This window comes from Hydrogenophaga sp. GW456-12-10-14-TSB4, from assembly GCF_059424305.1.
The window spans coordinates 33,505-56,877 of record NZ_JBWKZH010000037.1 but is presented as its reverse complement, the minus strand read 5'-3'; the positions used below and the strand labels follow the sequence as shown (position 1 = coordinate 56,877).

The 23,373-nt window shown below is 68.0% G+C and carries 23 protein-coding genes, 1 tRNA gene and 1 riboswitch; of the genes, 9 read left to right on the top strand and 15 right to left on the bottom strand.

Features of this window, described 5'->3' with window-relative positions:
* Both trmB and AC07ZS_RS18170 read left to right on the top strand, forming a co-directional pair.
* Positions 1 to 713, top strand: a 713-nt coding sequence (gene trmB, locus AC07ZS_RS18175; protein WP_494799930.1) for a tRNA (guanosine(46)-N7)-methyltransferase TrmB, incomplete at its 5' end; no start/stop codon positions are given.
* A 16-nt stretch (positions 714 to 729) separates the two neighbouring features.
* The gene (locus AC07ZS_RS18170) at positions 730 to 1,683 is read left to right on the top strand and encodes a pseudouridine synthase (protein ID WP_494799929.1); all 954 of its coding nucleotides are present in this window, start codon (positions 730 to 732) and stop codon (positions 1,681 to 1,683) included.
* On the opposite strand, the gene AC07ZS_RS18165 is transcribed toward AC07ZS_RS18170, so the two are convergent.
* The 3 genes from AC07ZS_RS18165 to alaS are packed head-to-tail and all read right to left on the bottom strand — an operon-like array spanning position 1,673 to position 5,981.
* Positions 1,673 to 2,794 (bottom strand): transglutaminase-like domain-containing protein, encoded by a 1,122-nt coding sequence (locus AC07ZS_RS18165; RefSeq protein ID WP_494799928.1) that lies wholly within the window; start codon positions 2,792 to 2,794, stop codon positions 1,673 to 1,675. The genes AC07ZS_RS18170 and AC07ZS_RS18165 overlap by 11 nt on opposite strands.
* A 41-nt stretch (positions 2,795 to 2,835) precedes the next feature.
* A complete protein-coding gene (locus AC07ZS_RS18160; protein ID WP_494799927.1) occupies positions 2,836 to 3,363 on the bottom strand; it encodes a TlpA family protein disulfide reductase in 528 nt (175 codons plus the stop codon).
* Entirely contained in the window at positions 3,360 to 5,981 is a 2,622-nt protein-coding gene (gene alaS, locus AC07ZS_RS18155; RefSeq protein WP_494799926.1) for an alanine--tRNA ligase, read from the bottom strand. Before alaS ends, AC07ZS_RS18160 begins: the two co-directional genes overlap by 4 nt.
* 268 nt (positions 5,982 to 6,249) lie before the next feature.
* On the opposite strand from alaS, the gene AC07ZS_RS18150 reads away from it, so the two are divergent.
* Complete coding sequence (locus AC07ZS_RS18150; protein WP_494799925.1) at positions 6,250 to 7,740, top strand: NAD-dependent succinate-semialdehyde dehydrogenase; 1,491 nt, start codon at positions 6,250 to 6,252, stop codon at positions 7,738 to 7,740.
* A 25-nt stretch (positions 7,741 to 7,765) separates the two neighbouring features.
* Positions 7,766 to 9,373 carry a gamma-glutamyltransferase family protein gene (locus AC07ZS_RS18145; RefSeq protein ID WP_494799924.1) on the top strand — a complete coding sequence of 536 codons (1,608 nt, stop codon included), beginning with the start codon at positions 7,766 to 7,768 and terminating at the stop codon, positions 9,371 to 9,373.
* A gap of 16 nt (positions 9,374 to 9,389) precedes the next feature.
* On the opposite strand, the gene AC07ZS_RS18140 is transcribed toward AC07ZS_RS18145, so the two are convergent.
* Both AC07ZS_RS18140 and AC07ZS_RS18135 read right to left on the bottom strand, forming a co-directional pair.
* Positions 9,390 to 10,571, bottom strand: a complete 1,182-nt coding sequence (locus AC07ZS_RS18140) for a CaiB/BaiF CoA transferase family protein (RefSeq protein WP_494799923.1) — start codon at positions 10,569 to 10,571, stop codon at positions 9,390 to 9,392.
* A gap of 12 nt (positions 10,572 to 10,583) precedes the next feature.
* On the bottom strand, positions 10,584 to 11,744 hold the full coding sequence (locus AC07ZS_RS18135) for an acyl-CoA dehydrogenase family protein (protein WP_494799922.1): 1,161 nt from the start codon (positions 11,742 to 11,744) through the stop codon (positions 10,584 to 10,586).
* Positions 11,745 to 11,834: 90 nt separating this feature from the next.
* On the opposite strand from AC07ZS_RS18135, the gene AC07ZS_RS18130 reads away from it, so the two are divergent.
* The gene (locus AC07ZS_RS18130; RefSeq protein WP_494799921.1) at positions 11,835 to 12,764 is read left to right on the top strand and encodes a LysR substrate-binding domain-containing protein; all 930 of its coding nucleotides are present in this window, start codon (positions 11,835 to 11,837) and stop codon (positions 12,762 to 12,764) included.
* Positions 12,765 to 12,790: 26 nt separating this feature from the next.
* Here AC07ZS_RS18130 and AC07ZS_RS18125 read toward each other — a convergent pair.
* The 4 genes from AC07ZS_RS18125 to AC07ZS_RS18110 all read right to left on the bottom strand — a co-directional run bounded on the left by AC07ZS_RS18125 (position 12,791) and on the right by AC07ZS_RS18110 (position 15,030).
* A tRNA-Gly gene (locus AC07ZS_RS18125) sits at positions 12,791 to 12,864 on the bottom strand.
* Between the two features lie 35 nt (positions 12,865 to 12,899).
* Positions 12,900 to 13,478 (bottom strand): TMEM165/GDT1 family protein, encoded by a 579-nt coding sequence (locus AC07ZS_RS18120; RefSeq protein WP_494799920.1) that lies wholly within the window; start codon positions 13,476 to 13,478, stop codon positions 12,900 to 12,902.
* 6 nt (positions 13,479 to 13,484) lie between these two features.
* Positions 13,485 to 13,658: riboswitch (yybP-ykoY riboswitch) on the bottom strand.
* Between the two features lie 26 nt (positions 13,659 to 13,684).
* The gene (locus AC07ZS_RS18115) at positions 13,685 to 14,320 is read right to left on the bottom strand and encodes a 3-oxoacid CoA-transferase subunit B (protein ID WP_494799919.1); all 636 of its coding nucleotides are present in this window, start codon (positions 14,318 to 14,320) and stop codon (positions 13,685 to 13,687) included.
* A gap of 2 nt (positions 14,321 to 14,322) precedes the next feature.
* A complete protein-coding gene (locus AC07ZS_RS18110; RefSeq protein ID WP_494799918.1) occupies positions 14,323 to 15,030 on the bottom strand; it encodes a CoA transferase subunit A in 708 nt (235 codons plus the stop codon).
* A 95-nt stretch (positions 15,031 to 15,125) separates the two neighbouring features.
* On the opposite strand from AC07ZS_RS18110, the gene AC07ZS_RS18105 reads away from it, so the two are divergent.
* A complete protein-coding gene (locus tag AC07ZS_RS18105; protein WP_494799917.1) occupies positions 15,126 to 15,680 on the top strand; it encodes a helix-turn-helix transcriptional regulator in 555 nt (184 codons plus the stop codon).
* Positions 15,681 to 15,720: 40 nt separating this feature from the next.
* Positions 15,721 to 17,367, top strand: a complete 1,647-nt coding sequence (locus tag AC07ZS_RS18100; protein WP_494799916.1) for an acyl-CoA synthetase — start codon at positions 15,721 to 15,723, stop codon at positions 17,365 to 17,367.
* A gap of 10 nt (positions 17,368 to 17,377) precedes the next feature.
* Here AC07ZS_RS18100 and AC07ZS_RS18095 read toward each other — a convergent pair whose 3' ends face one another.
* Both AC07ZS_RS18095 and pcaC read right to left on the bottom strand, forming a co-directional pair.
* The gene (locus tag AC07ZS_RS18095) at positions 17,378 to 18,349 is read right to left on the bottom strand and encodes a Bug family tripartite tricarboxylate transporter substrate binding protein (protein ID WP_494799915.1); all 972 of its coding nucleotides are present in this window, start codon (positions 18,347 to 18,349) and stop codon (positions 17,378 to 17,380) included.
* 57 nt (positions 18,350 to 18,406) lie between these two features.
* Positions 18,407 to 18,793, bottom strand: a complete 387-nt coding sequence (pcaC, locus tag AC07ZS_RS18090; protein WP_494799914.1) for a 4-carboxymuconolactone decarboxylase — start codon at positions 18,791 to 18,793, stop codon at positions 18,407 to 18,409.
* 83 nt (positions 18,794 to 18,876) lie between these two features.
* Between pcaC and AC07ZS_RS18085 the strand changes: the two genes are divergently transcribed.
* Together AC07ZS_RS18085 and AC07ZS_RS18080 are read left to right on the top strand one after the other, a co-directional pair.
* Entirely contained in the window at positions 18,877 to 19,461 is a 585-nt protein-coding gene (locus AC07ZS_RS18085; protein ID WP_494799913.1) for a peroxidase-related enzyme, read from the top strand.
* Between the two features lie 95 nt (positions 19,462 to 19,556).
* Positions 19,557 to 19,862: a DUF5666 domain-containing protein gene (locus tag AC07ZS_RS18080; protein WP_494799912.1), complete on the top strand. Its 306-nt coding sequence runs from the start codon at positions 19,557 to 19,559 to the stop codon at positions 19,860 to 19,862.
* A gap of 12 nt (positions 19,863 to 19,874) precedes the next feature.
* Here AC07ZS_RS18080 and AC07ZS_RS18075 read toward each other — a convergent pair whose 3' ends face one another.
* The 4 genes from AC07ZS_RS18075 to AC07ZS_RS18060 form a co-directional block, all read right to left on the bottom strand.
* Positions 19,875 to 21,080, bottom strand: coding sequence for a PQQ-dependent sugar dehydrogenase (locus AC07ZS_RS18075; protein WP_494799911.1), 1,206 nt, complete (start codon positions 21,078 to 21,080; stop codon positions 19,875 to 19,877).
* A 70-nt stretch (positions 21,081 to 21,150) separates the two neighbouring features.
* The gene (locus tag AC07ZS_RS18070; protein WP_494799910.1) at positions 21,151 to 21,570 is read right to left on the bottom strand and encodes an acyl-CoA thioesterase; all 420 of its coding nucleotides are present in this window, start codon (positions 21,568 to 21,570) and stop codon (positions 21,151 to 21,153) included.
* A 10-nt stretch (positions 21,571 to 21,580) separates the two neighbouring features.
* Positions 21,581 to 22,528, bottom strand: a complete 948-nt coding sequence (locus AC07ZS_RS18065) for a DMT family transporter (protein ID WP_494799909.1) — start codon at positions 22,526 to 22,528, stop codon at positions 21,581 to 21,583.
* Positions 22,529 to 23,311 (bottom strand): SDR family oxidoreductase, encoded by a 783-nt coding sequence (locus tag AC07ZS_RS18060; protein WP_494799908.1) that lies wholly within the window; start codon positions 23,309 to 23,311, stop codon positions 22,529 to 22,531.
* Between the last annotated feature and the right edge of the window lie 62 nt (positions 23,312 to 23,373).

Below are 23,373 nucleotides of genomic sequence, written 5' to 3'. Positions count from 1 at the left end.
ACGCCCAGCCGCGCCCCGCCCCCGCCGACACCACCTTCATGCGGGAGGTGAAGAGCTACGTGCTGCGCGCAGGCCGCATGGGGCCGGGGCAGGCGCGGGCCTTCGAGCAACACGGCCCCCGCTTCCTGCTGAACTACGCGCCTGGCGCGTTCGACGCCGCGGCGGCCTTCGGCCGCGATGCGCCGCTCATCATGGAAATCGGCTTCGGCATGGGCGGCGCCACCGCGCACATCGCCGCCGTGCGCCCGCAGGACAACTTCCTCTGCTGCGAAGTGCACGAGCCCGGCGTGGGCGCCCTGCTCAAGCTCGTGGGCGAGCAAGGCCTGGAGAACATCCGCATCTTCCGCCACGACGCGGTCGAGGTGCTGGACCACATGCTGGGCGAAGCCAGCCTCGATGGCGTGCACATCTTCTTCCCCGACCCCTGGCACAAGAGCCGCCACCACAAGCGCCGCCTGATCCAGGGCCCCTTCGTGAACCGCCTCGCGCGCCACCTCAAGCCGGGCGGCTACCTGCACCTCGCCACCGACTGGGAGCCCTACGCCCAGCAGATGCTGGAGGTGCTCAACGCCGAGCCCCTGCTGCGCAACACCGCCGCGCCCGGTGGCGACGGCTTCGTGCCCAAGCCCGACTACCGCCCCCTCACCAAGTTCGAGAACCGCGGGCTCAAGCTCGGCCACGGCGTCTGGGACCTGGTGTTCCGCCGGGTCTGATCCGCAACGGGCCACCATGGGCCGTCCCCCGAAGAACCCAGCGATTCCCTCGCGACAGGGCGTGTCTGCCAGCTGCATCGCCCTGCCCTACGACAAGGCCGCGCCCTGGCCCCTGCTGCTCGACTTCCTGGCCGAACGCCTGAGCGCGGTCAGCCGCGAGGACTGGGCCCGACGGCTCGCGCGCGGCGAGGTGCTCGACGACGCGGGCGGCCCCCTGCCGCCGGATGCGGCTTTCACACCGGGTGTGCGGGTCTACTACTACCGGGAACTCGACCACGAACCCGTGGTGCCCTTCGAGGAAACCGTGCTGCACCTGGACGAACACCTGCTGGTGGCGGACAAGCCGCACTTCCTGCCGGTCACGCCGGGCGGGCGCTACGTGCAGCAAAGCCTGCTGGTGCGGCTGAAAAACCGCCTGGGCATCGACACGCTGAGCCCGATCCACCGCATCGACCGCGAGACGGCCGGCCTGGTGGTGTTCAGCCTGCGCCCGCAGGACCGCGATGCCTACCAGTCGCTGTTCCGGGACCACGCGGTGCACAAGGTGTACGAGGCGCTCGCGCCCTCGGGCGATGCGGCCCAGACCTGGCCCCTGGTGCGCCGCAGCCGCATCGTGGAAGCGCACGACGCCTTCTTCCGCATGCACGAGGCCGAGGGCGAGCCCAACAGCGAGACCCACCTGGACCGGCTGGAGGTGCGCGGCCCCTGGTCCCGCTACCGGCTGGAGCCGGTCACCGGCAAGCGACACCAGCTGCGGGTGCACATGAACGCGCTGGGCCTGCCCATCGTGGGCGACCAGTTCTACCCGCGCGTGCTGCGCGGGCCGCACGAGGCCGAGGATTTCGCCCACCCGCTGCGCCTGCTGGCCCGGACCATCGCCTTCACCGACCCGGTGACGGGCGAAGCACGGGCCTTTTCCAGCCAGCAATCGCTGAGCTGGCCCGGGCCGCAGGAAACGGTCAGGCCTTGATCTCGCGCGCCGTGATCTGGTACTTGAAGTCGTCGGGTGCGTAGGAATCCAGGCGCTGGCCGCCGGTCTCGCCCACGGGGTACATGAAGAAGCCCAGCTGCGGGCCTTGCGCCTGCGGCAGCTTCACGTCGTGCGCCATGTTCCAGGCCATCCAGTTGCCTTCCCAGCCGCCGAACAGCGCGCGGTTCACCGGCGTGACCACCGGGTGCTGCGTGGTCTTGATCCACTCGGGCGTCTCCAGGCGCATGACCTTGGCCACATCGGCCGGGTCCATCGCCACCCAGCCGTGGCCGGCCAGGTGCACCTCGGCGCGGCAGTGCTGCGCCCCCTTGAGGCTGGCGGAATTGCCGCTGAGCTCCTTGTAGCCGAAGGCCGAGGGCGCCAGGCGGATGCCGTACACGTCGCGCGCCGGCAAGCCGGCCGAGCGGCACAGGCCGACGAAGATGGCGTTGAGGTCGGCGCACTTGCCACCCAGGTTGCCGGTCTCCAGCATGGTCTTGATGTCGCCTTCGCCGCAGCCGCGCACCTTGGGCTCGCGGTAGGTGTTGGCCACCACCCAGTCGTAGATCTGGCGCACCTTCTGCGCGTCGGTGCGCGCGCCGCGCGTGGCCTTGAGCGCGGTCTCGCGCACGATGCCGTCGGTGGGCAGCAGGGCCGTGGGCTGGGTCCAGAAGCGCAGGCTGGCGGCGTCTTCGGTGCCAGCGGTCTTCTGCGAGAGATCGGCCGCGCGGTTGCGCGTCTGCACGCGGCTGGTGAGTTCGACATAGGGCGTGGCACCACCCTCGGCGAACGTCACGTGCAGCATGCGGGCACCATAGTGCCGCTCTTCGGTCAGCTGCGCCGTGCCGTTGGTGCGGAAGTCGCTGGTGAAGGACTTCTGCCAGTCGCTCTCGACGGACGGCAGCGGCAGCCAGACCTGGGAAGCACCCCGGGGCAGCTCGATGTCCACGCGGGTGGTCACATCGAAGGTGCGCCAGGCGCCGGGCTGGGGGTTGAACTCGCGCTGCGCCGGGTTGGCCTGGGCCAGGGCCCCGGCAGCATGGAACAGGGGCGATGCGGCGGCCACGGAGGTGGCGGCGCGCTGCAGGAAGCGGCGGCGATCGGGGGTCATGAGAGCACTCCGGAAGGATGGACAGGAATTATGGGACGGGGTCAGAGCGCGAGCAAACGATCGACCCGGCCCAGCGCCTCGCGGCCGCTCCAGTCGACCTCGCCCCGCACGCGCTGGCGCGCGCGGCCCTGGCGATCGATGAGCACCGTGGTCGGAAACACCCGCACGCCCCAGGCACGCGCATGGTCGCCCAGGGGGTCCAGCCACACCGGCAGGCTCAGCTGGGTCTGCTCCACGAAACGCAGCGCGCGTTGAGGCGGCTCCTTGAAGTTGAGCGCGATCACCGCCAGGCGGTCCTCTCCGATCAGCGGGGGCAGGTCCTGCAGCATGGGCATTTCGGTGCGGCAGGGCTCGCACCAGCTGGCCCAGAAGTTGAGCAGCACGGCGCGGCCCTTGAAGTCGGCGAGCTTCACGGCCCGGCCTTGCAGGTCCAGCGTCGCCAGCGCCGGCGTGGGCGTGCCACGCGGCCAGTCGCTCAGCTCGAAAGCCGGCTGCGCGCCGACCGCCACCGGCCCCAGGGCCACGGCCAGCCCGCTGGCCAGGACCTGCCGGCGGCTCAGCGTGCTCACACGCGTTCGGCCACCCAGCCCTGCACCGACTGCAGCGCCTTGGGCAAACCGCTGGCATCGGTGCCGCCGGCCATGGCCATGTCGGGCTTGCCCCCGCCCTTGCCGCCCACCTGCTGGGCCACAAAATTCACCAGCTCGCCGGCCTTGACCTTGCCCATGCTGTCGGCGGTGACGCCGGCGGCCAGTTGCACCTTGGCGCCATCCACGGCGGCCAGCACGATGGCGGCGGTCTTGAGCTTGTCCTTGAGCTTGTCCAGCGTGTCGCGCAGGGTCTTGGCGTCGGCGCCATTGAGCACGGCGGCCAGCACCTTGATGCCCTTGACATCCACCGCCTGCGCCACCAGCTCGTCGCCCTGGCTGGAGGCGAGTTTGCCCTTGAGCGCCGCCACTTCCTTCTCCAGCCCCTTGACCTGCTCCAGCGTCTGGCCGATGCGCGCGTTCAACTCGGCCGTGGGGGCCTTGAGCACACCCGCGGCCTGCGCCACCGTGTCTTCCAGCGACTGCAGGTAGGCCAGCGCGTTCGTGCCGGTGATGGCTTCGATGCGGCGCACGCCCGCGGCCACCCCGCTTTCGCCCACCACCTTGAAGAGGCCGATGTCACCGGTGCGCTGCACGTGCGTGCCGCCGCAGAGCTCGCGGCTGCTGCCGATGTCGAGCACGCGCACGGTCTCGCCGTACTTCTCACCGAACAGCATCATGGCGCCGGTCTTCTGCGCCGACTCGATGTCCATCAGGCGCGCCTGCGTGGCGTGGTTGTCGAGGATCTCGGCATTCACCTTGGCCTCGATCTGGCGGATCTGCGCGTCCGTCACGGGCGCGTTGTGCGCGAAGTCGAAGCGCGTGCGCTCGGCGTTCACCAGCGAGCCCTTCTGCTGCACGTGATCGCCCAGCACCTCGCGCAGGGCCTTGTGCATCAGGTGGGTGGCGCTGTGGTTGCGCACGGTGGCGGCGCGCAGCGCCGTGTTCACCTGGGCGTTCACGTGGTCGCCCACGTTGAGCGTGCCCTGCTCCACGCTGCCGTGGTGGCCGAACACGTCGGCCTTGATCTTCTGCGTGTCGCCCACGGCGAAGCGCGCCGAGCCGCTGGTGATGACGCCCTCGTCGCCGACCTGGCCACCGCTCTCGGCGTAGAACGGCGTGTTGTCCAGCACCACCACACCGGTCTGGCCGGCGTTCAGCGCGGCGACCGGCGTGCCTTCGAGGTAGAGCGCGACAATCTTGCCGGGCGCTTCCAGCTGTTCGTAGCCGACGAACTGGTTGCCCGCGCCGGTGTAGTCCAGCGCCTTGTCCATCTTGAACTTGCCGGCCGCGCGGCCTGCGGCCTTCTGCTTTTCCATCGCAGCGTGGAAACCCGCCTCGTCCACCGACAGGCCGCGCTCGCGACAGACGTCGGCCGACAGATCGAGCGGGAAGCCGTAGGTGTCGTGCAGCTTGAAGGCCACCTCGCCCGGCAGCACCTTCTCGCCGCCGGCCAGCGCCGCGTCGAGGATTTCCATGCCGTTGGCCAGCGTTTCATAGAAGCGCTCTTCCTCGGCCTTGAGCACTTCGGTGATGCGCTGCTCCTGGCGGGCCAGGTTCGGGTAGGCCTCGCCCATCAGCTTCACCAGGTCGGGCACCAGCTTGTGGAAGAACGGGGTCTTCTGGCCCAGCTTGTAGCCGTGGCGGATGGCGCGGCGAACGATGCGGCGCTGCACATAGCCCCGGCCTTCGTTGCTGGGGATCACGCCGTCGCTCACCAGGAAAGCGGTGGCGCGGATGTGGTCGGCGATCACCTTGAGCGAGGGGTTGTCCAGGTCGCTGATGTGCGTCTCGCGCGCGGCGGCCTTGATGAGCGCGTCGAAGATGTCGATCTCGTAGTTGCTGTGCACGTGCTGCAGGATCGCGGCCAGCCGCTCCAGGCCCATGCCGGTGTCCACGCAGGGCGCGGGCAGCGGCGTGACGGCACCGGTCTCGTCCATGTTGAACTGCATGAACACGTTGTTCCAGATCTCGATGAAGCGGTCGCCGTCCTCATCGGGGCTGCCCGGGGGGCCGCCGGGGATCTCGGGGCCGTGGTCGTAGAAGATCTCGCTGCAGGGACCGCAGGGGCCGGTGTCGGCCATCATCCAGAAGTTGTCGGACTTGTAGCGCCCGCCCTTGTTGTCGCCGATGCGGATCACGCGCTCGGGCGGCAGGCCGATCTCCTTGGTCCAGATGTCGTAGGCCTCGTCGTCCTCTTCGTACACCGTGGCCAGCAGGCGCTCCTTGGGCAACTGGTAGACCTCGGTCAGCAGCTCCCAGGCCCATTTCAGGCTCTCGCGCTTGAAGTAGTCGCCGAACGACCAGTTGCCCAGCATCTCGAAGAAGGTGTGGTGGCGCGCGGTGTAGCCCACGTTCTCCAGGTCGTTGTGCTTGCCGCCGGCGCGCAGGCAGGCCTGCACCGAGGCCGCGCGCACGTAGGGGCGCTTGTCGGTGCCGAGGAACACGTCCTTGAACTGCACCATGCCGGAGTTGGTGAACATGAGCGTCGGGTCGTTGCCGGGCACCAGGGGGCTGGACGCGACCACGGTGTGGCCCTTGGAAGCGAAAAAGTCCAGAAAGCTCTTGCGGATGTCGGCAACGGAAGCGGGGCGGGTCATGGGGGCCTTGTGGTGTTCGTCGTTGAATGCGGGGCAGCGCTCGCGCGCGCGGAACCCGTTATTTTCCAACATGCGGGCCGCCCCCGGCGCGCGGGCGGCGAAATCGGGTGGATCGGCCCGCCGAGTCGCGAGCGGCACCGCCCCGGAAAAGACCGGGGGCTATGCTGAAACGCCTTTCGACGGCACAATCGGCGGCGATTCATTTAACAAGTTAAATAAATTCCCTGCCACCCCTTCCGCGCACCGCACCGACGGAGACAACCCCCTCATGGACATGAAGACCTCCCCCCTGGCCCTGCTCAAGGACCCGACCCTGCTCAAGACCGACGCGCTGATCAACGGCCAGTGGGTCGCCGGCGGCAGCCGTTTCGACGTGCACGACCCGGCCACCGGCCACAAGCTGGCCGACGTGGCCAACCTGGGCCCCGCAGATGCCGAAGCCGCGATCGCCGCGGCCAACGCCGCCTGGCCGGCCTGGAAGGCCAAGACCGCCAAGGAGCGCAGCCAGATCCTGCGCAAGTGGTACGACCTGCTGATGGCGAATCAGGACGACCTGGGCACCCTCATGACCGCCGAACAGGGCAAGTCCCTGGCCGAGGCCAAGGGCGAGGTGGCCTATGGCGCGAGCTTCGTGGAGTGGTTTGCCGAGGAAGCCAAGCGCGTCAACGGCGAAACCCTGCCCACCTTCGACAACAACCGCCGCCTGATGGTGCTCAAGCAGCCCATCGGCGTGTGCGCGGCCATCACGCCCTGGAACTTCCCGCTCGCCATGATCACGCGCAAGGTGGCGCCCGCGCTGGCCGCCGGCTGCCCGGTGATCATCAAGCCGGCCGAACTCACCCCCCTGACCGCGCTGGCCGCCGCCGAGCTCGCCATCCGCGCCGGCATCCCGGCCGGGGTGTTCAACATCCTCACCGCCGACAGCGAACAGTCCATCGCCGTGGGCAAGGTGCTGTGCGCGAGCGACGTGGTGCGCCACATCAGCTTCACCGGCTCCACCGAGGTCGGCCGCATCCTCATGGCGCAGTGCGCGCCCACGGTCAAGAAAATGTCGCTCGAACTGGGCGGCAACGCGCCCTTCATCGTGTTCGACGACGCCGACATCGACAGCGCGGTGGAAGGCGCCTTCGCCAGCAAGTACCGCAACGCCGGCCAGACCTGCGTCTGCACCAACCGCTTCTACGTGCAGGCCGGGGTGTACGACGCTTTCGTCGCCAAGTTCGCAGCCAAGGTGAAGACCTCCAAGGTCGGCAACGGCTTCGGCGAGGGCGTGAGCCAGGGCCCGCTGATCGAGGAAGCGGCGCTCGTGAAGGTGCAGCGCCATGTGGACGACGCTGTGGCCAAGGGCGCTCGCGTGGTGGCCGGCGGCCAGCGCCTGACCAGCCTGGGCAGCGGCCAGTTCTTCGAGCCCACCGTGGTGGCCGACGCGACGGCCGACATGCTGTGCGCGAAGGAAGAAACCTTCGGCCCCTTCGCGCCGGTGTTCAAGTTCCACACCGAGCAGGAAGCGATCGACGCGGCCAACGCCACCGAGTTCGGTCTGGCGAGCTACTTCTACAGCCGCGACGTGGGCCGCATCTTCCGCGTGAGCGAGGCGCTGGAGTACGGCATGGTGGGCATCAACGTCGGCATCCTCGCCACCGAACACGTGCCCTTCGGCGGCGTGAAGCAGTCCGGCCTGGGCCGCGAAGGCTCGCACCACGGCATGGACGACTACGTGGAAATCAAGTACCTCTGCGTCGGCGATATCCTCAAGTGATTCCCACCTGAGAGACACCGACCCCATGCAGTTCGACTGGAGCCACCCCTACCCCACCATCCGCAGCCCGCTCATGGCGCGCAACGTGGTCGCCACCTCGCAGCCCCTGGCCGCGCAGGCCGGCCTGCGCATGCTGCTCAAGGGCGGCAACGCGGTGGACGCCGCGATCGCCGCGGCCGCCGCCCTCACCGTCGTGGAGCCGATCTCCAACGGCCTGGGCAGCGACAACTTCGCGATCGTCTGGGACGGCCACCAACTGCATGGCATGAACTCTTCGGGCCTGGCGCCCGCGGGCTGGAGCAAGGCCTACTTCGAGAACAAGCACAGCGGCCAGATCCCGCTGCGCGGCTTCGATGCCGTGACCGTGCCCGGCGCGGTAGCCGGCTGGGCGGCCCTGTCCGAGCGCTTCGGCGCCCTGCCCTTCGCCGACCTCATGGCGCCCGCCATCGAGCTGGCCGAAGGCGGCTTCGCGGTGGCACCCGTCATCGCCCACAAATGGGCGCTGGCCGTGCCCCTGCTGCAGGACAAGCCCGGTTTCGCGCAGGCCTTCATGCCGCGCGGCCGCGCCCCGCTGCCGGGTGAGCGCTTCAGCTTCACCGAAGCCGGCCGCGCGCTGCGCCGCATTGCCGAGACGCGCGGCGAGGCCTTCTACCGCGGCGAAATCGCCGCCGCCATCGACGGCTTCGCGCGCGAACACGGCGCGCAACTGCGCGCCAGCGACCTCGCCGCGCACGAGGTGCAGTGGGTCAAGCCCATCGAGATGGCGTTCGCCGGCCACACGGTGCACGAACTGCCGCCCAACGGCCAGGGCATCGCCGCGCTCATGGCGCTGGGCATGCTCGAACAGCTCGACATCGGCCGCTTCGGACCGGACAGCATCGAAGGCCAGCACCTGCAGATCGAAGCCGTCAAGCTCGCCTTCGCCGACACCTACCGCTGGGTCGCCGACGAGCGCTTCATGACCGAGGTGCGCGCCGCCGACCTGCTCGACCCGGGCTACCTGCGCGAGCGCGCCAGGCTCATCGACCCGAAACGCGCCATCCACCCCGGCGCGGGCCACCCGCCGCGCGGCGGCACGGTCTACCTCACCGCCGCTGATGCGCAAGGCCGCATGGTCAGCCTGATCCAGTCCAACTACCTGGGTTTCGGCAGCGGCGTGGTGGTGCCCGGCTGGGGCATCAGCCTGCAGAACCGGGGCCACGGCTTCACCATGCAGGACGGGCACCCCAACCAGGTCGCGCCGGGCAAACGGCCCTTCCACACCATCATCCCCGGCTTCCTCACGCGCGAGGGCCAGGGTGTGATGAGCTTTGGCGTGATGGGTGCCAACATGCAGCCGCAAGGTCATGTGCAGACGCTGGTGCGCATGCTGGTGCACGGCCAGCAGCCCCAGGCCGCCTGCGACGCACCGCGCTGGAAATGGGGCAGCGGCCTGGACGTGGACTTTGAATCCACCATGGCGCCTGCGCTGCGCGACGGCCTCAAGGCGCTGGGCCACCGCTTCGAGCCGACCGCCGACACCTACCTCGACTTCGGCAGCGGCCAGTTCATCGCTCGCCTGAGCGACGACATCGCCGACGGCTACGTGGCCGCGAGCGATGCGCGGCGCGATGGGCAGGCGGTCGGGTTCTGAGCAGACCCGGGCGCGGTCAGATCGCGCCTTCGCGGCGCATGGCCTCGATCGCCTCGGTGCCCCAGCCCAGCCCCTTCAGGATGGCATCGGTGTGCGCCCCGAGTCCGGGCACGCCGTCCATGCGTGGGGTGTAGGCGCCGTTGCGCCCGGGCGGCAATAGCGCGGGAATGGGACCGCCGGGCGTGGACACCTGGGTCCAGCGATCGCGCGCCCTGAGCTGCGGGTGTTGCCAGACGCCGCGCATGTCGTTGACGCAGGCATTGGCGATCTGGGCTTCGTCCAGCCGCTGCACCACCTGCTCGGCACTCAGTGAGGCGAAGGCCTCCAGGATGATCGCGCGCAGCGCATCCTGGTGGGCCACGCGGCGGGAGTTGGAGGCGAAGCGCTCGTCCACCGCCAGATCGGGTAGCCGCAGCACGAGCCGGCAAAAGGCGGCCCATTCGCGTTCGTTCTGCAGCCCCAGCATGACGGTGGTGCCACCGGCGGCCTCGAAGGGCCCGTAGGGAAAGATCGTGGCGTGGGCCGCACCAGAGCGCGCCGGCGGCGCCGCGCCTTCAAAGGCGTAGTACATGGGAAAGCCCATCCACTCGACCATGCTCTCCAGCATGGACACGTCGATGCGGCTGCCCTTCCCCGTTCTGCCACGCTGCAGCAAGGCCGCGAGGATGTTGCTGTAGGCGTACATGCCGGCGGCGATGTCGGCGATCGAGCAGCCGGCCTTGGCGGGCTCCTCAGGCGACCCCGTGACAGACAGGAAGCCGGACTCGCTCTGGATCAACAGGTCATAGGCCTTCTTGTCGCGGTACGGGCCATCGTCGCCATAGCCGGAGATGTCGCAGACGATGAGCCTGGGGTGCTTCTCGTGCAAGGCGTCGAACGACAGGCCGAGGCGAGCCGCCGCACCCGGCGCCAGGTTCTGCACCAGCACGTCGGCGTCTTCGAGCAGGCGCGCCAGCACCTTCTGCGCGTCGGGATGTTTCACATCCAGCGTGAGGCTTTCCTTGGAGCGGTTGACCCAGACGAAATGCGAGGCCATGCCCTGGACGCGATCGTCGTAGGCGCGAGCGAAGTCGCCCGAGCCGGGGCGCTCCACCTTGATGACGCGTGCGCCCAGGTCGGCCAGCTGGCGCGTGCAAAACGGCGCCGCGATCGCGTGCTCCAGCGCCACCACGGTGATGCCATCCAGGGGGCGGCTCATGCGTAGTTCCGCTCAGAAGGAACGGGGCAGTCCGAGGATGTGCTCGGCCACGTAGGCGTAGATCAGGTTCGTCGAAATCGGTGCCACCTGATAGAGCCGCGTTTCCCGGAACTTGCGCTCGACGTCGTATTCGTTGGCGAAGCCGAAACCGCCATGCGTCTGCAGGCACACGTTGGCCGCCTCCCAGGAAGCCTTGGCCGCCAGGTACTTGGCCATGTTGGCCTGGGCCCCGCAGTCCTGGCGCGCATCGAAGCGGCGCGCCGCTTCAAACCGCATCAGGTTCGCGGCCTCGATCTCGATGAAGGCATCGGCAATGGGAAACTGCACGCCCTGGTTCTGGCCGATCGGGCGGTCGAACACGATGCGCTCGTTGGCGTACTTGCGCGCGCGCTCGATGAACCAGTAGCCGTCACCGATGCACTCGGCCGCGATCAGCGTGCGCTCGGCGTTGAGGCCATCGAGGATGTACTTGAAACCAAGGCCCTCCTCGCCGATCAGGTTGTCCTCGGGGATCTCGAGGTTCTCGAAGAACAGTTCATTGGTCTCGTGGTTGACCAGGTTGGGAATGGGCCGGACCGTGAGGCCTTTGCCGATCGCGTCGTGCAGGTCGACGATGAAGACCGACATGCCTTCGGATTTCTTCTTCACCTCGGCCAGCGGCGTGGTGCGCGCCAGCAGGATCATCAGGTCGGAGTGCTGCACACGCGAGATCCACACCTTCTGCCCGTTGACCACATAACGGCCGTCCTTCTTCACGGCGGTGGTCTTGATCTTCGTCGTGTCGGTGCCGGTGGTGGGCTCGGTGACCGCCATGGACTGGATGCGCAGCTTGCCAGCGGCGATGTCGGGCAGGTATTTTTCCTTCTGCGCGGCGCTGCCGTTGCGCAGCAGCGTGCCCATGTTGTACATCTGCCCGTGCACCGCCCCCGCGTTGCCGCCCGAGCGGTTGATCTCCTCCATGATCACCGAGGCCGCCGTCAGCCCCAGGCCGGTGCCGCCGTACGCTTCGGGAATCATCGCCGCCAGCCAGCCGGCCTCCATCAGCGCATCGACAAACTTCTCAGGGTAGGCCTTCTGTGCGTCGACCTGGCGAAAGTACTCGTCGGGATACTGTTTGCAGAGCTGGCGCACCGCGTCGCGGATGTCCTGATGGTCGTCGATTTCATGGAACATGGGGCGGATTCTGGGTCGGCCCCGGCTATCCTGGAAATACTTGATTCAGCTACTCGATATACTGAAAACACATAGCTAAACGGAGAGGCCATGGAGCTCAGGCAATTGCGCTACTTCGTCGGCGTGAGCGAAGCGGGCAGCCTGCTCCAGGCATCCGGCAGGCTGCACGTCGCGCAGCCCGCGCTCGGCCAGCAGATCGCCGCGCTCGAGGCGGACGTCGGCGCCCAACTCTTCGAGCGCTCCAGCAAAGGGATGGCGCTGACCGAGGCCGGCAAACTGTTTCTCACCCACGCCAAGGTGGTGCTGATGGATGCCGAACGGGCCCGGCTGGCGGTGCGCGAGACGCTGTCCGTGCCCCAGGGCGACGTGTCCATCGGCCTGCCCACCACGGTGGCCCTGGCCGCCACCTTGCCCATCCTGATCGCCTGCCGCGACCGCCTTCCGCGCGTGCGGCTGAAACTGGTGGAGGCCTACAGCGGCTTTCTGCGCGAATGGCTGCTGGCGGGCCGGCTCGACATCGCCTTGCTGTATGGCGACACCCTGGAGCCCGGCTTGAGCAAGCGCGCGCTGCTCGACGACCGCCTGGTGCTGGTGACCAGCCACAGCGGCACGCGCCTGCCCCGCAAACTGCCCCTGGAAAAGCTGCCCGAGTGGCCGCTGGTGCTGCCGGGCGTCGAGCACGGACTGCGGCGCATCATCGACGACGCCTGCGCACCCCACGGCCTCGTGCTCGACGTGGTGGCAGAGATCGAGTCGCTGGGCAGCGTCAAACGCGCGGTGGAGGCCGGCATCGGCAGCACCATCCTGCCGGCGGTGTCGGTGGCCGAGGAAGTGGCCGCAGGGCGCTTGCGCACGGTCGTGATCGACAGCCCTCGCATGTCACGGCGCGTGGTGCACGCCACCAACGTGATGCGACCCGCCACCAGCGCCACGGTGGCCGTCAATGATTTGATTCACGAGGTGGTGCGCGAGATGACCCAGTCCGGGTCCTGGCCTGCCCGTTGGCTGGGCGGCAACTGACCCTGCAGGGTTCAGAGGGCGAAAATTGGAGCGGGTGAAGGGAATCGAACCCTCGTATGAAGCTTGGGAAGCTGCCGTTCTACCATTGAACTACACCCGCAGCAGGCCGCCATTCTAGCGCCCTGGCGAGACCGGTCAGCCGGTCATCGACGCACCGACGCCCAACAGGGCCAGCACGCCCAGCACTGCGAAGATCAGCGCAGCGATGATGTGAACCACTTTGATCGGCACGCGGCGCGTGATCGCCTCGCCGAAGAACACCACCGGCGCGTTGGCCAGCATCATGCCGAAGGTGGTGCCGATCACCACCGCGATCAGCGGCTCGTACTGCGCGCCCAGCGCCACGGTGGCGATCTGTGTCTTGTCGCCCATTTCGGCCAGGAAGAAGGCCCACAGCGTCGCGAGAAACACGCCCATCTGCCGCTTGGGCACGGCGTCCTCGTCGTCCAGCTTGTCGGGAATGAGCATCCACCCGGCCATGGCGATGAAAGACACACCCAGCACCCAGCGCATCACGTTCGGGCCGACGGCGGCCATGATCCAGGCGCCGGCGGCACCGGCGAGTGCGTGGTTGAGCAGCGTGGCCACCAGGATGCCCCAGACGATGGGCCAGGGGCGCTTGAAACGGGCGGCGAGAACGAGGGACAGCAGCTGGGTCTTGTCGCCCATTTCGGCGAGGGCGACGATGCCAGTCGAGATCAGGAAGGCTTCCAAAAGAATGCTCCGAGGGCCGGCAAAAGACAGAAGACCACACGGCATCCCCGGCCCATCCGGAGGCAGTGTGGTCAAAGGTCTTGCCAGGCTGGAAGCTGTCTGCGCCATGGCCGTGGGAGCCAAGTGTGTTGACGCAGACCTCTGCTGGGTGCAGAGCGGCTACTCCCCAATGACGGGTGTGGGCGGGAGTATACCCGCCCGGGGTATCAGACCAGCGTGACGCCGGTCTTGGACTGGATGAACTCGCGCGTGACGCCCGGTGCCATCTCCACCAGCTTGAGGCCTTGCGGCGTCACGTCCATCACGCCCAGGTCGGTGATGATGCGGTCGACCACGCCCACGCCGGTCAGCGGCAGGGTGCAGGCCGGGATGATCTTCAGGTCCTCGGTGCCGTCCTTCTTCTTCGCGACGTGCTCCATGAGCACGATCACGCGCTTGACGCCAGCCACCAGGTCCATCGCACCGCCCATGCCCTTGACCATCTTGCCCGGGATCATCCAGTTGGCGAGGTCGCCCTTCTCGCTCACCTGCATCGCGCCCAGGATGGAGAGGTTGATCTTGCCGCCGCGGATCATCGCGAAGCTGTCGTGGCTGCCGAAGATGCTGGAGCCCGGCAGCGTGGTCACGGTCTGCTTGCCGGCGTTGATCAGGTCGGCATCCACCTGGTCTTCGGTCGGGAACGGGCCGATGCCCAGCATGCCGTTTTCGCTCTGCAGCCAGACTTCCTTGGTGCCGGTGTGGTTGGCCACCAGCGTCGGGATGCCGATGCCCAGGTTCACGTAGAAACCGTCTTCGAGTTCTTGCGCCGCGCGCGCGGCCATTTGGTCTTGGGTCCAGGGCATGGTCAGGCTCCAGCTTTTTCGGTGATGGTGCGCTTCTCGATGCGCTTCTCGGGGTTCGCGTTGTGCACGATGCGGTGCACATAGATGCCGGGCAGGTGGATCTGGTCCGGGTCGATCGCGCCGGTCTCCACGACCTCTTCGACCTCGACCACGCAGATCTTGCCGGCCATGGCGGCGGCGGGGTTGAAGTTGCGCGCGGTCAGGCGGAACTGCAGGTTGCCGGACTTGTCGGCGCGGTGCGCCTTCACCAATGCCACGTCGGGCACCAGCGAGCGCTCCATCACATACGTCTCGCCATCGAACTCGCGCAGCTCCTTGCCTTCGGCCACCAGGGTGCCCACACCGGTCTTGGTGAAGAAGGCCGGAATGCCGGCACCGCCGGCGCGCAGCTTCTCGGCCAGCGTGCCCTGCGGCGTGAATTCGAGTTGCAGCTCGCCGGCCAGGTACTGGCGCTCGAACTCCTTGTTCTCGCCCACGTAGCTGGAGATCATCTTGCTGATCTGGCGCGTCTCCAGCAGCTTGCCCAGGCCGAAGCCGTCGACGCCCGCGTTGTTGGAAATCACGGTGAGGTTCTTCGCGCCGCTGTCGCGCAGCGCATCGATCAGGGCTTCGGGGATGCCGCAAAGGCCGAAGCCTCCGACGGCGAGCAACTGGCCGTCGGCCACGATGCCTTTGAGCGCGGCGTCCGCGTTCGGGAAAATCTTGTTCACGTCGGTGTCTCCTGGGTTGAACCGTGGAAGCCGCTACGATACTACGTAACCACATACGTAGTATTTCGTAAAGCCAAACCCTCACACGAGCCGCCATGGAGATCGACTACCGCCTCGCCTTCGACCTCGCCCCCGTGGGCCTGGCCTTGTCCCGGCAACGCATCATGGTGGACTGCAACCAGGTGCTGTGCGAGATGTTCGGCGCCACGCGCGAACAGCTCGTGGGCCAGAGCTTCCAGATCCTTTACCCGAGCGCCGACGAGTACGAGCGCATCGGCGAGCGCATGGCGCCGCTGCTGGGCCGCAGCGGCACCTACGCGGACAACCGCATCATGAAGCGCGTGAGCGGGCCGCAGCAGGGTGAGACCTTCTGGTGCCACGTGACCGGCCGTGCGCTGCAACGCGCCGCGCCGCACGCGGCGGGCATCTGGAGCTTTGAAGACCTCAGCGCGAGCCGCACGGTGAAGGCCGAGCTGACGCCGCGCGAGCGCGAGGTGGCGGCCTTCCTCATGGACGGCATGACCAGCAAACAGATCGGCAAGGCGCTGGCCATCAGCCACCGCACGGTCGAGATCTACCGCGCCCGGCTCATGCGCAAGTACCAGGCGCACAGCACGCCCGACCTGATGCAGCGCCTGCTGGCCGGCTGAAATGCAGCGACACTGCCACCTTCGACACCCGGACACCACCATGACCTCGATCTACGACCAGGACCTGCCCCGCACCGGCGCCAACTTCGCGCCGCTGACCCCGCTTTCCTTTCTCGAGCGCGCCGCCGAGGTGTACCCGGATCGGCTGGCCGTCGTGCACGGCGCGCTGCGCCAGAGCTGGGCCCAGACCTACACGCGTTGTCGCCGGTTCGCCAGCGCGCTGCAGCGCGCAGGCATCGGCCACCAGGACACCGTGGCGGTGATGCTGCCCAACACCCCACCCATGGTGGAAGCGCACTTCGGCATTCCCATGGCCGGCGCCGTGCTCAACACCCTGAACACCCGGCTCGACGCCGAGACCATCGCCTTCATGCTCGACCATGGCGAAGCCCGTGCCGTGCTGGTGGATCCCGAGTTCTCGGGCACGCTGGCCAAAGCCATCGCCCTGCGCCAGCGCCGCGACCACCTGCTGGTGATCGAGACCCAGGACGAGCTGTTCGACGGCCCGTCCCAGTCGCTGGGCGGCCAGGCCTATGAAGCCTTCCTGGCCGGGGGCGATCCCGGCTTTGAATGGCAGCAGCCCGGCGACGAATGGGACGCCATCGCCCTGAACTACACCAGCGGCACCACCGGCAACCCCAAAGGCGTGGTCTACCACCATCGGGGCGCGGCCATCAATGCCATCTCCAACGTGCTCGAGTGGGACATGCCCAAGCACGCGGTCTACTTGTGGACGCTGCCCATGTTCCACTGCAACGGCTGGTGCTTCCCCTGGACGGTGGCCGCGCGCGCCGGCGTGAACGTGTGCCTGCGCCGGGTGGACCCGCAGGCCATCTTCGACGCCATGCGCGCGCACGGCGTGACGCACTACTGCGGTGCGCCCATCGTGCACGGCCTGCTGGTCAATGCACCGGCCGCCATGAAGGCTGGCGTGCCCGCCGGGGTCAAGGCCATGGTGGCTGGGGCCGCACCGCCGGCGGCCATGATCGAAGGCATGGAGCAAATGGGCTTCGACCTCACGCACGTGTACGGGCTGACCGAGGTGTATGGCCCGGCCACCGTGTGCGCCCGGCACGAGAACTGGAGCGAGCTGCCGATTGGCGAACGCGCCCGGCTCAACGCCCGCCAGGGCGTTCGCTACCACCTGCAGCGCGAGGTGCGCGTGCTCGATCCGCAGACCTTGCGGCCGGTGCCGCACGACGGCGAGACCATGGGCGAGATCATGTTCCGCGGCAACATCGCGATGAAGGGTTACCTGAAGAACCCGCAAGCCACGCAGGAAGCCTTCGCGGGCGGCTGGTTCCACAGCGGCGATCTGGCGGTGCAGTACCCGGACGGCTACATCAAGATCAAGGACCGCAGCAAGGACATCATCATCTCCGGCGGCGAGAACATCTCCTCCATCGAGGTGGAGGACGTGCTCTACCGCCACCCCGAGGTGCTGGCGGCGGCGGTGGTCGCGAAACCCGACGCGCGCTGGGGCGAGACACCCTGCGCCTTCGTGGAACTGAAGGCCGGCGCCACGGCCACGGCGCAGGACATCGTGGCGCACTGCAAGCAGCACCTGGCCGGCTTCAAGGTGCCACGCGCGGTGGTCTTCGGCGAGTTGCCGAAGACCAGCACGGGCAAGATCCAGAAGTTCGAGCTGCGCCGCCTGGCCGGTTCGGCCACGGCGATCGACGCCTGAGGATGGGCGCTTATTGCGGCTGGAAGCCGCTGTCCTTGATGATCTTTGCCCAGACCTTGCCGTAGGCCTGCTCGCGCGCGCCGAGCTGTTCGCCGGTCATGAAGCCCACGGTCAGGCCCATGGCGGTCAGCTTGTCGCGCACATCGGGTTGCGCGATCGCCTTCTGCACCGCCTGCGCAAGGCGATCGATCGCGGCCTTGGGCGTGCCCGCCGGGGCGAACAGGCCGTAGTACGGCACGTCCTCGAAGCCCTTGAGGCCCAGCTCGGAGAAGGTGGGCACCTCGGGCATGGCGGCCTGGCGTTGCGAACCCATCACGGCCACCACGCGCAGCTTGCCCGCCTTGTGGTTCTCGATGAAGTCGGGGATGGAGGCCACACCGGCCGGGATCTGGTTGCCCAGCATGTCCGACATCATGGGCGCGCTGCCGCGGTAAGGCGCGGCCACGAGGTCCAGGCCGTTCTGCTTGGCGATCACCTGCACCAGGAACTGCGGCACCGAGGCCGGCGCGGGAATGCCGACCGAGCCCTTGCCGCCGGCGGCCTTCACACCGTCCACATAGGCCTTGAAGGATTGCGCGGGCGTGCCGTTGGAGACGGCGAAGGCGTTGACGAAGGTGGCGAAGCCGGCCACCGGCACGAAGTCCTTGGCCGAGTCGTAGCCCGGGTTCTTCGTCACCATGGGCAGGATGGTGATGCTGTGGTCGTGGCTGAGGAACAGGGTGTTGCCATCGGCCGTGGCGGCCTTGAGCGCCTGGGCGGCGAGCTGGCCGCCCGCGCCGGGCTTGTTGTCCACCACCACCGGGTGGCCAAGATCCACCTGCAGGCGCTCGCCGATGATGCGGGCGATCGCGTCGGTGCCGCCGCCGGGCGGGAAACCCACCAGGATGCGGGTGGTGGACTGCGCCTGGGCCAGGCCGAGGGTGCAGACCAGGCCGGCGGCCAGCAGGGCGCGGCGGACCAGCGAAAAGCGGTAAGCGGTCATGACGGAACTCCGTAGGGGATGGTGAAGAAACCCCCGATCGTAGCGCCGCGCCGGCCCTCAGGCCTTCTCGCCGTCCACCACGCTGGCGGCGGTGCGAAAAGCCTCCACCGCCGTCGGCACGCCGCAGTACACGGCCGCATGCAACAACACCTCCTGCAACTCGGCGGGGGTCACGCCATTGTTCAGCGCGCCGCGCACATGGCCCTTGAGCTCGTGCTGCTTGCCCAGGGCCGTGAGCATGGCCACGGTGAGGAGGCTGCGGGTCTTCAGGTCGAGCCCCTCGCGCTGCCAGACATCCCCCCAGGCCTTGCGCGTGATGTGCTGCTGGATGGGCTCGGTGAACGGCGTCATGTCGCCGAACGCCTTGTCCACGAAGGCGTCGCCCATGACCTGCCGGCGCGTGGCCAGGCCTCGGTCGAACTCGGTGTCGTTGGTCTCTTGCATCGCGTGCTCCAGGGGAAAGTGGGAAACGAGGACGGATCACACGATACCGTAGGATGGCGCCAGACAACCTCAAGGAGACCCGCATGAGCCGCTACCCCGCCCCCGACATCAACGACCTGCCCGAGGACATCAAGGCCAAGGTGCTGGAGGTTCAGGAGAAAGCGGGCTTCGTGCCCAACGTCTTCCTGGCCCTGGCGCGCCGGCCTGCCGAATGGCGCGCCTTCTTCGCGTACCACGACGCGCTGATGCTCAAGGAAGAGGGTTCGCTCACCAAGGGCGACCGCGAGATGATCGTGACCACCACCAGCGCGGCCAACCAGTGCCTGTACTGCGTGGTGGCGCACGGTGCCATCCTGCGCATCTACGAGAAGAAGCCGCTGGTGGCCGATCAGGTCGCGGTGAACTACCGCAAGGCCGACATCACGCCGCGCCAGAAGGCCATGCTGGATTTCGCGATGAAGGTCTGCCAGCGCTCGCACGAAGTCAACGACGACGACTTCGCTCCCCTGCACGCCCACGGCTTCTCCGACGAGGACATCTGGGACATCGCGGCCATCACCGCCTTCTTCGGCCTGTCCAACCGCCTGGCCAGCTTCAGCAACATGCAGCCCAACCCCGAGTTCTACCTGATGGGCCGCGTGCCCAAGGCCAAGCCGCCGAAGGACTGAGCGGCACGTCCGCCGAATCAGACAAGGCTTACAGCACTTTTTGTCGGCGCGCGATTCAATCGATATCGCTGCACAACAACACAAGGAGTGTTTCCATGCCCATCAAGCCATCCATCAAGCGGGCCTTCCTGCTCACCGCCGTCCTCGCTCTGGGGACGGGCGCTGCCTACGCAGAAAACCTCAAGGGGCGCATCACGGCCATCGACACCACCGCGAAGACCTTCACCGTCAACAGCGAAGTGATCTATGTGACCGACAAGACCGACTACGAAAACGACTACAAGCGCTTCGAGGACCTGCGCCAGGGCCACTACGTGGAAGTCGACATCAACCGCAAGGACGGCCGCCTGTACGCCGACGACGTCGAGTACAAGAAGAACGCCCGCGAGAACAAGCAGTAAGCCGCAGAGCCCTTAGCCGCCGATGCGCAGCAGCTTGCCGCTGCCGCCGTCGGTGAGCAGATAGAGCCGGCCGTCAGGCCCCTGCCGCACATCGCGGATGCGCTCGTTGCGGTTGGCCAGCAGGCGCTCACGCCCCACCACCCGCGTGCCGTCGAGCTGCAAGCGCCACAAGGCCGTGCCCGCCAGGGCACCCACGAACAGGCTGCCGGTCCAGTTCGTGGGGATGCTGCCGGTGAAGAAGGCCATGCCGCTGGGCGCGATGGACGACTTCTGGCCGCCCGTCCAGGTCGAGCCGTCGATGGTCTCCCAGTACGCCACCGGCTGCTCCATGCCGGCCTTGGCCGTGCCCTCGCCCACCTGTTGCGTGGTGCCGTACTCCTGCCCGTAGCTGATCACCGGCCAGCCGTAGTTCAGCCCGCCCTGCGTGAGGTTGACCTCGTCGCCGCCCTGCGGGCCATGCTCGCTGGTCCACAAGGCCCCGGTGGCCGGGTGCAGCGCCGCCCCCTGCGGGTTGCGGTGGCCGTAGCTCCAGATGCCGGCCTGCGCCCCCGCCAGCACCGGGTTGCCCGGTGCCGCCGCCCCCGAGGTGGTGATGCGCACCACCTTGCCGTTGCCCCGGCTCAGGTCCTGCGCGTACCCGCGCTGGTCGTTGCTCTGGCGATCGCCCAGGGTCACGAACAGGTGGCCGTCGCGGTCGAACACCAGGCGCGAACCGAAATGCCCGGTGCTCGCCACCTTGGGCAACTGGCGGTAGATCACCTGCAGGTTCACCAGCGCCATCGCGCCCGTGTCGAGCTCGGCACGGGCCACGGCAGTGCCGTTGTTGTTGGCGTTGCCGCTGTCGGTTTCCGAAAAGCTGAAGTAGATGAGCCGGTTGCTGCCGAAGCTGGGGTCGAGAACCACGTCGAGCAGGCCGCCCTGCCCGCCGGTGTCCAGCGCGGGCAGCCCGCTGATGAGGTTGAACGACTGGGCATTCGCTGCATAGAGCCGCAGGCTGCCCGTGCGCCCCGTGACCAGCATGCGCCCGTCGGGCAGGAAGGCCAGGCTCCAGGGATTGGGCAGGTTGGTCGCGAGCTCGGTGACGGTCACCGGGCCGGTGGTGGGCACGAAGCCGGTGTTGCCCGACGGCGAAGATCCACCCCCGCCGCCACCGCCGCAGGACACCAGCAGGCCGAGCGACAGGCCGACAGGAACCAGGGCGAAAGACAGGGCGCGCATGGGGCCCATGCTAGGCACGCGCCCGCCCCTTGTGTGCAAGCATTTGTGTGTGCGCCAGCGCACACAGCGCTCAGCTCAGGTGCGCGCGCAGCCAGTCGGGAAGGGGGGCGGATTTCTTCAGCGGGAAGTTCACCCACACCGTGGTCGCGCCGCCGGCCGCATACACCGTGTCCGGGTCGTCGCTGCGCGACAGGGTGCACCAGCTCTCGAAGCTGCTGCGGCCCACATCGCTGACGTACATGGTGGCGATCACGTCGCCCGGGTACTCGAGCTGCCGGTAGAAATTGCAGAAGGCGTTGGCGATCACCGGGCCTTCGCCCGAGGGGTCGGGCGGGCAACCGATCGAGCGCATCCATTCGATGCGGATGATCTCCAGGTAGCGGAAGTAGATCGTGTTGTTCACGTGGTTCATGCCGTCCATGTCGCCCCAGCGGATGGGGATGGTCATGCTGAACACGCGCTTCTTCTGATCGGGCAGTTCGAGTTTCATGGTTGAGGTGTCAACGGTGTGCCTTGATGGACGCCAGTATGCCCAACACGAACAGCACACACGCCGTCCATTGCAGGGCGGCGGGCCACTGGGCGCTCCAGGCGAAGGTGTAGATGAGCCCGAACACCGTCTCGCTCACGATGAGCTGCCCCGCCAGGCTCGGGCTCAGGCGCCGGCTGGCCATGTTCCAGAGCACGGAAGCGATCCAGGCCGAGCCGATGCCGGTGACTGCGCAGACGACCAGGAAACGGTCGAACCCCGGGCGCTGCACCAGCGTGTCCACCCCGGCCCCGGCCACCGCCCAGATGACGAGTGCACCCAGGCCCGCGGCCACCCCCAGCCAGTTGGCCCACACCGTGGAGTTCACCTCCGGGTGGTGGCTCAGCCAGCGCGCGTTCAACAGGCCGAACGCCGTCCACGAGGCCATGGCCAGCACGGCGAAAAAGATGCCCAGCCAGAGGTCGTCGCCGCCCCCGGCCTCGCCGGCGCCATGCGCCGTGACCCGCATCATCAGCGCCAGGCCGGCCATCGTCAGCAGCAGCCCGGGCACCAGCGCACGCCAGCGCAGGCCCTGCGGCTTGCCCAGCAACATGATCCAGATCGGGATGGTGCCGATGATCAGCACCGGCAGCGCCGCACCCGCGGCCTGGATGGCCAGCACCAGCAGCAGGTAATAGCCCGTGTAGCCCAGCAGGCTCAGCCACAGCGCCGAGCCCGCCTGCCGCCAGGTCGGCAGGTGCGCCTCGCCCCGAAGCCCGGCCCAGGCCAGCAGCAGCACCGACAACAGGCCGCAGGCCAGGAAGCGGCCCACCGTGAGATCGATCGAACTGAAACCCGGCGTGAGCAGGGGCGCGAGAAAGGCCGTGCCCCAGAACGCGCCCGCGCCCAGCCCCGCCAGAATGCCGGTCACCATGCCCGGCGGCCAGCCCGAAGGCCGGCCCAACACCGCTGCCGTCATCTAGGCCCCGAAACCGTCGTCGGCGGCAATGACCGCGCCGTTCACGAAATGGCTCTCGCTCGAGCACAGCATCACCAGCAGCGCGTCCAGGTCGGCCGGCGAGCCGATGCGCTTGCGCGGCAGCATGTTGATGAGCTTCTGGCCCTGCTCGGTCTGCCAGTGGTGGTGGTTGAGTTCGGTGTCGATGTAGCCCGGGCAGATCGCGTTCACGTTGATGCCGAAGCGGCCCCACTCGATCGCCATCGCCTTGGTCATCTGCACCACGGCGGCCTTGCTCATGCAGTACACGCCGATCTGCGGCAGCACCTTGAGCCCGGCCATGGACGCGATGTTCACGATGCGCCCGCCCACGTAGGTACCCGGTGCGGCGCCGTTGGCCCGCGCCAGCATGCGCCGGCCCACCTCCTGCGCCACGAAGAACGCGCCCTTGGTGTTGGTGTCGAAGACGAAGTCGTAGTCTTCCTCCGTCACGTCCTGCAGGCGCTGCGTGGTGCTCACGCCCGAGTTGTTGACCAGGATGTCGATCGCGCCGACCTCGGTTTCGGCGTGCGCCACGGCCGCCTTGATGGACGCCGTGTCCGTCACGTCCATCGCCACCACATGCGCGTCGCCGCCGGCGGCCTCGATGTGGGCGCGCAGCGCCATCAGGCGGTCGGTGCGGCGGCTGGCCAGCACCACCGCCGCTCCCGCGCGCGCCAAGGTCTTGGCGAACTGCTCACCGAGCCCACCGGATGCGCCGGTGATCAGGGCCACGCGGCCCGACAAGTCCAGGCTGTATGCCATGAGAGAACCTCCTCTAAATGGGTTGATTCTGCGGGCTCTGGGGCCCCGCCCGGGCCGACGGG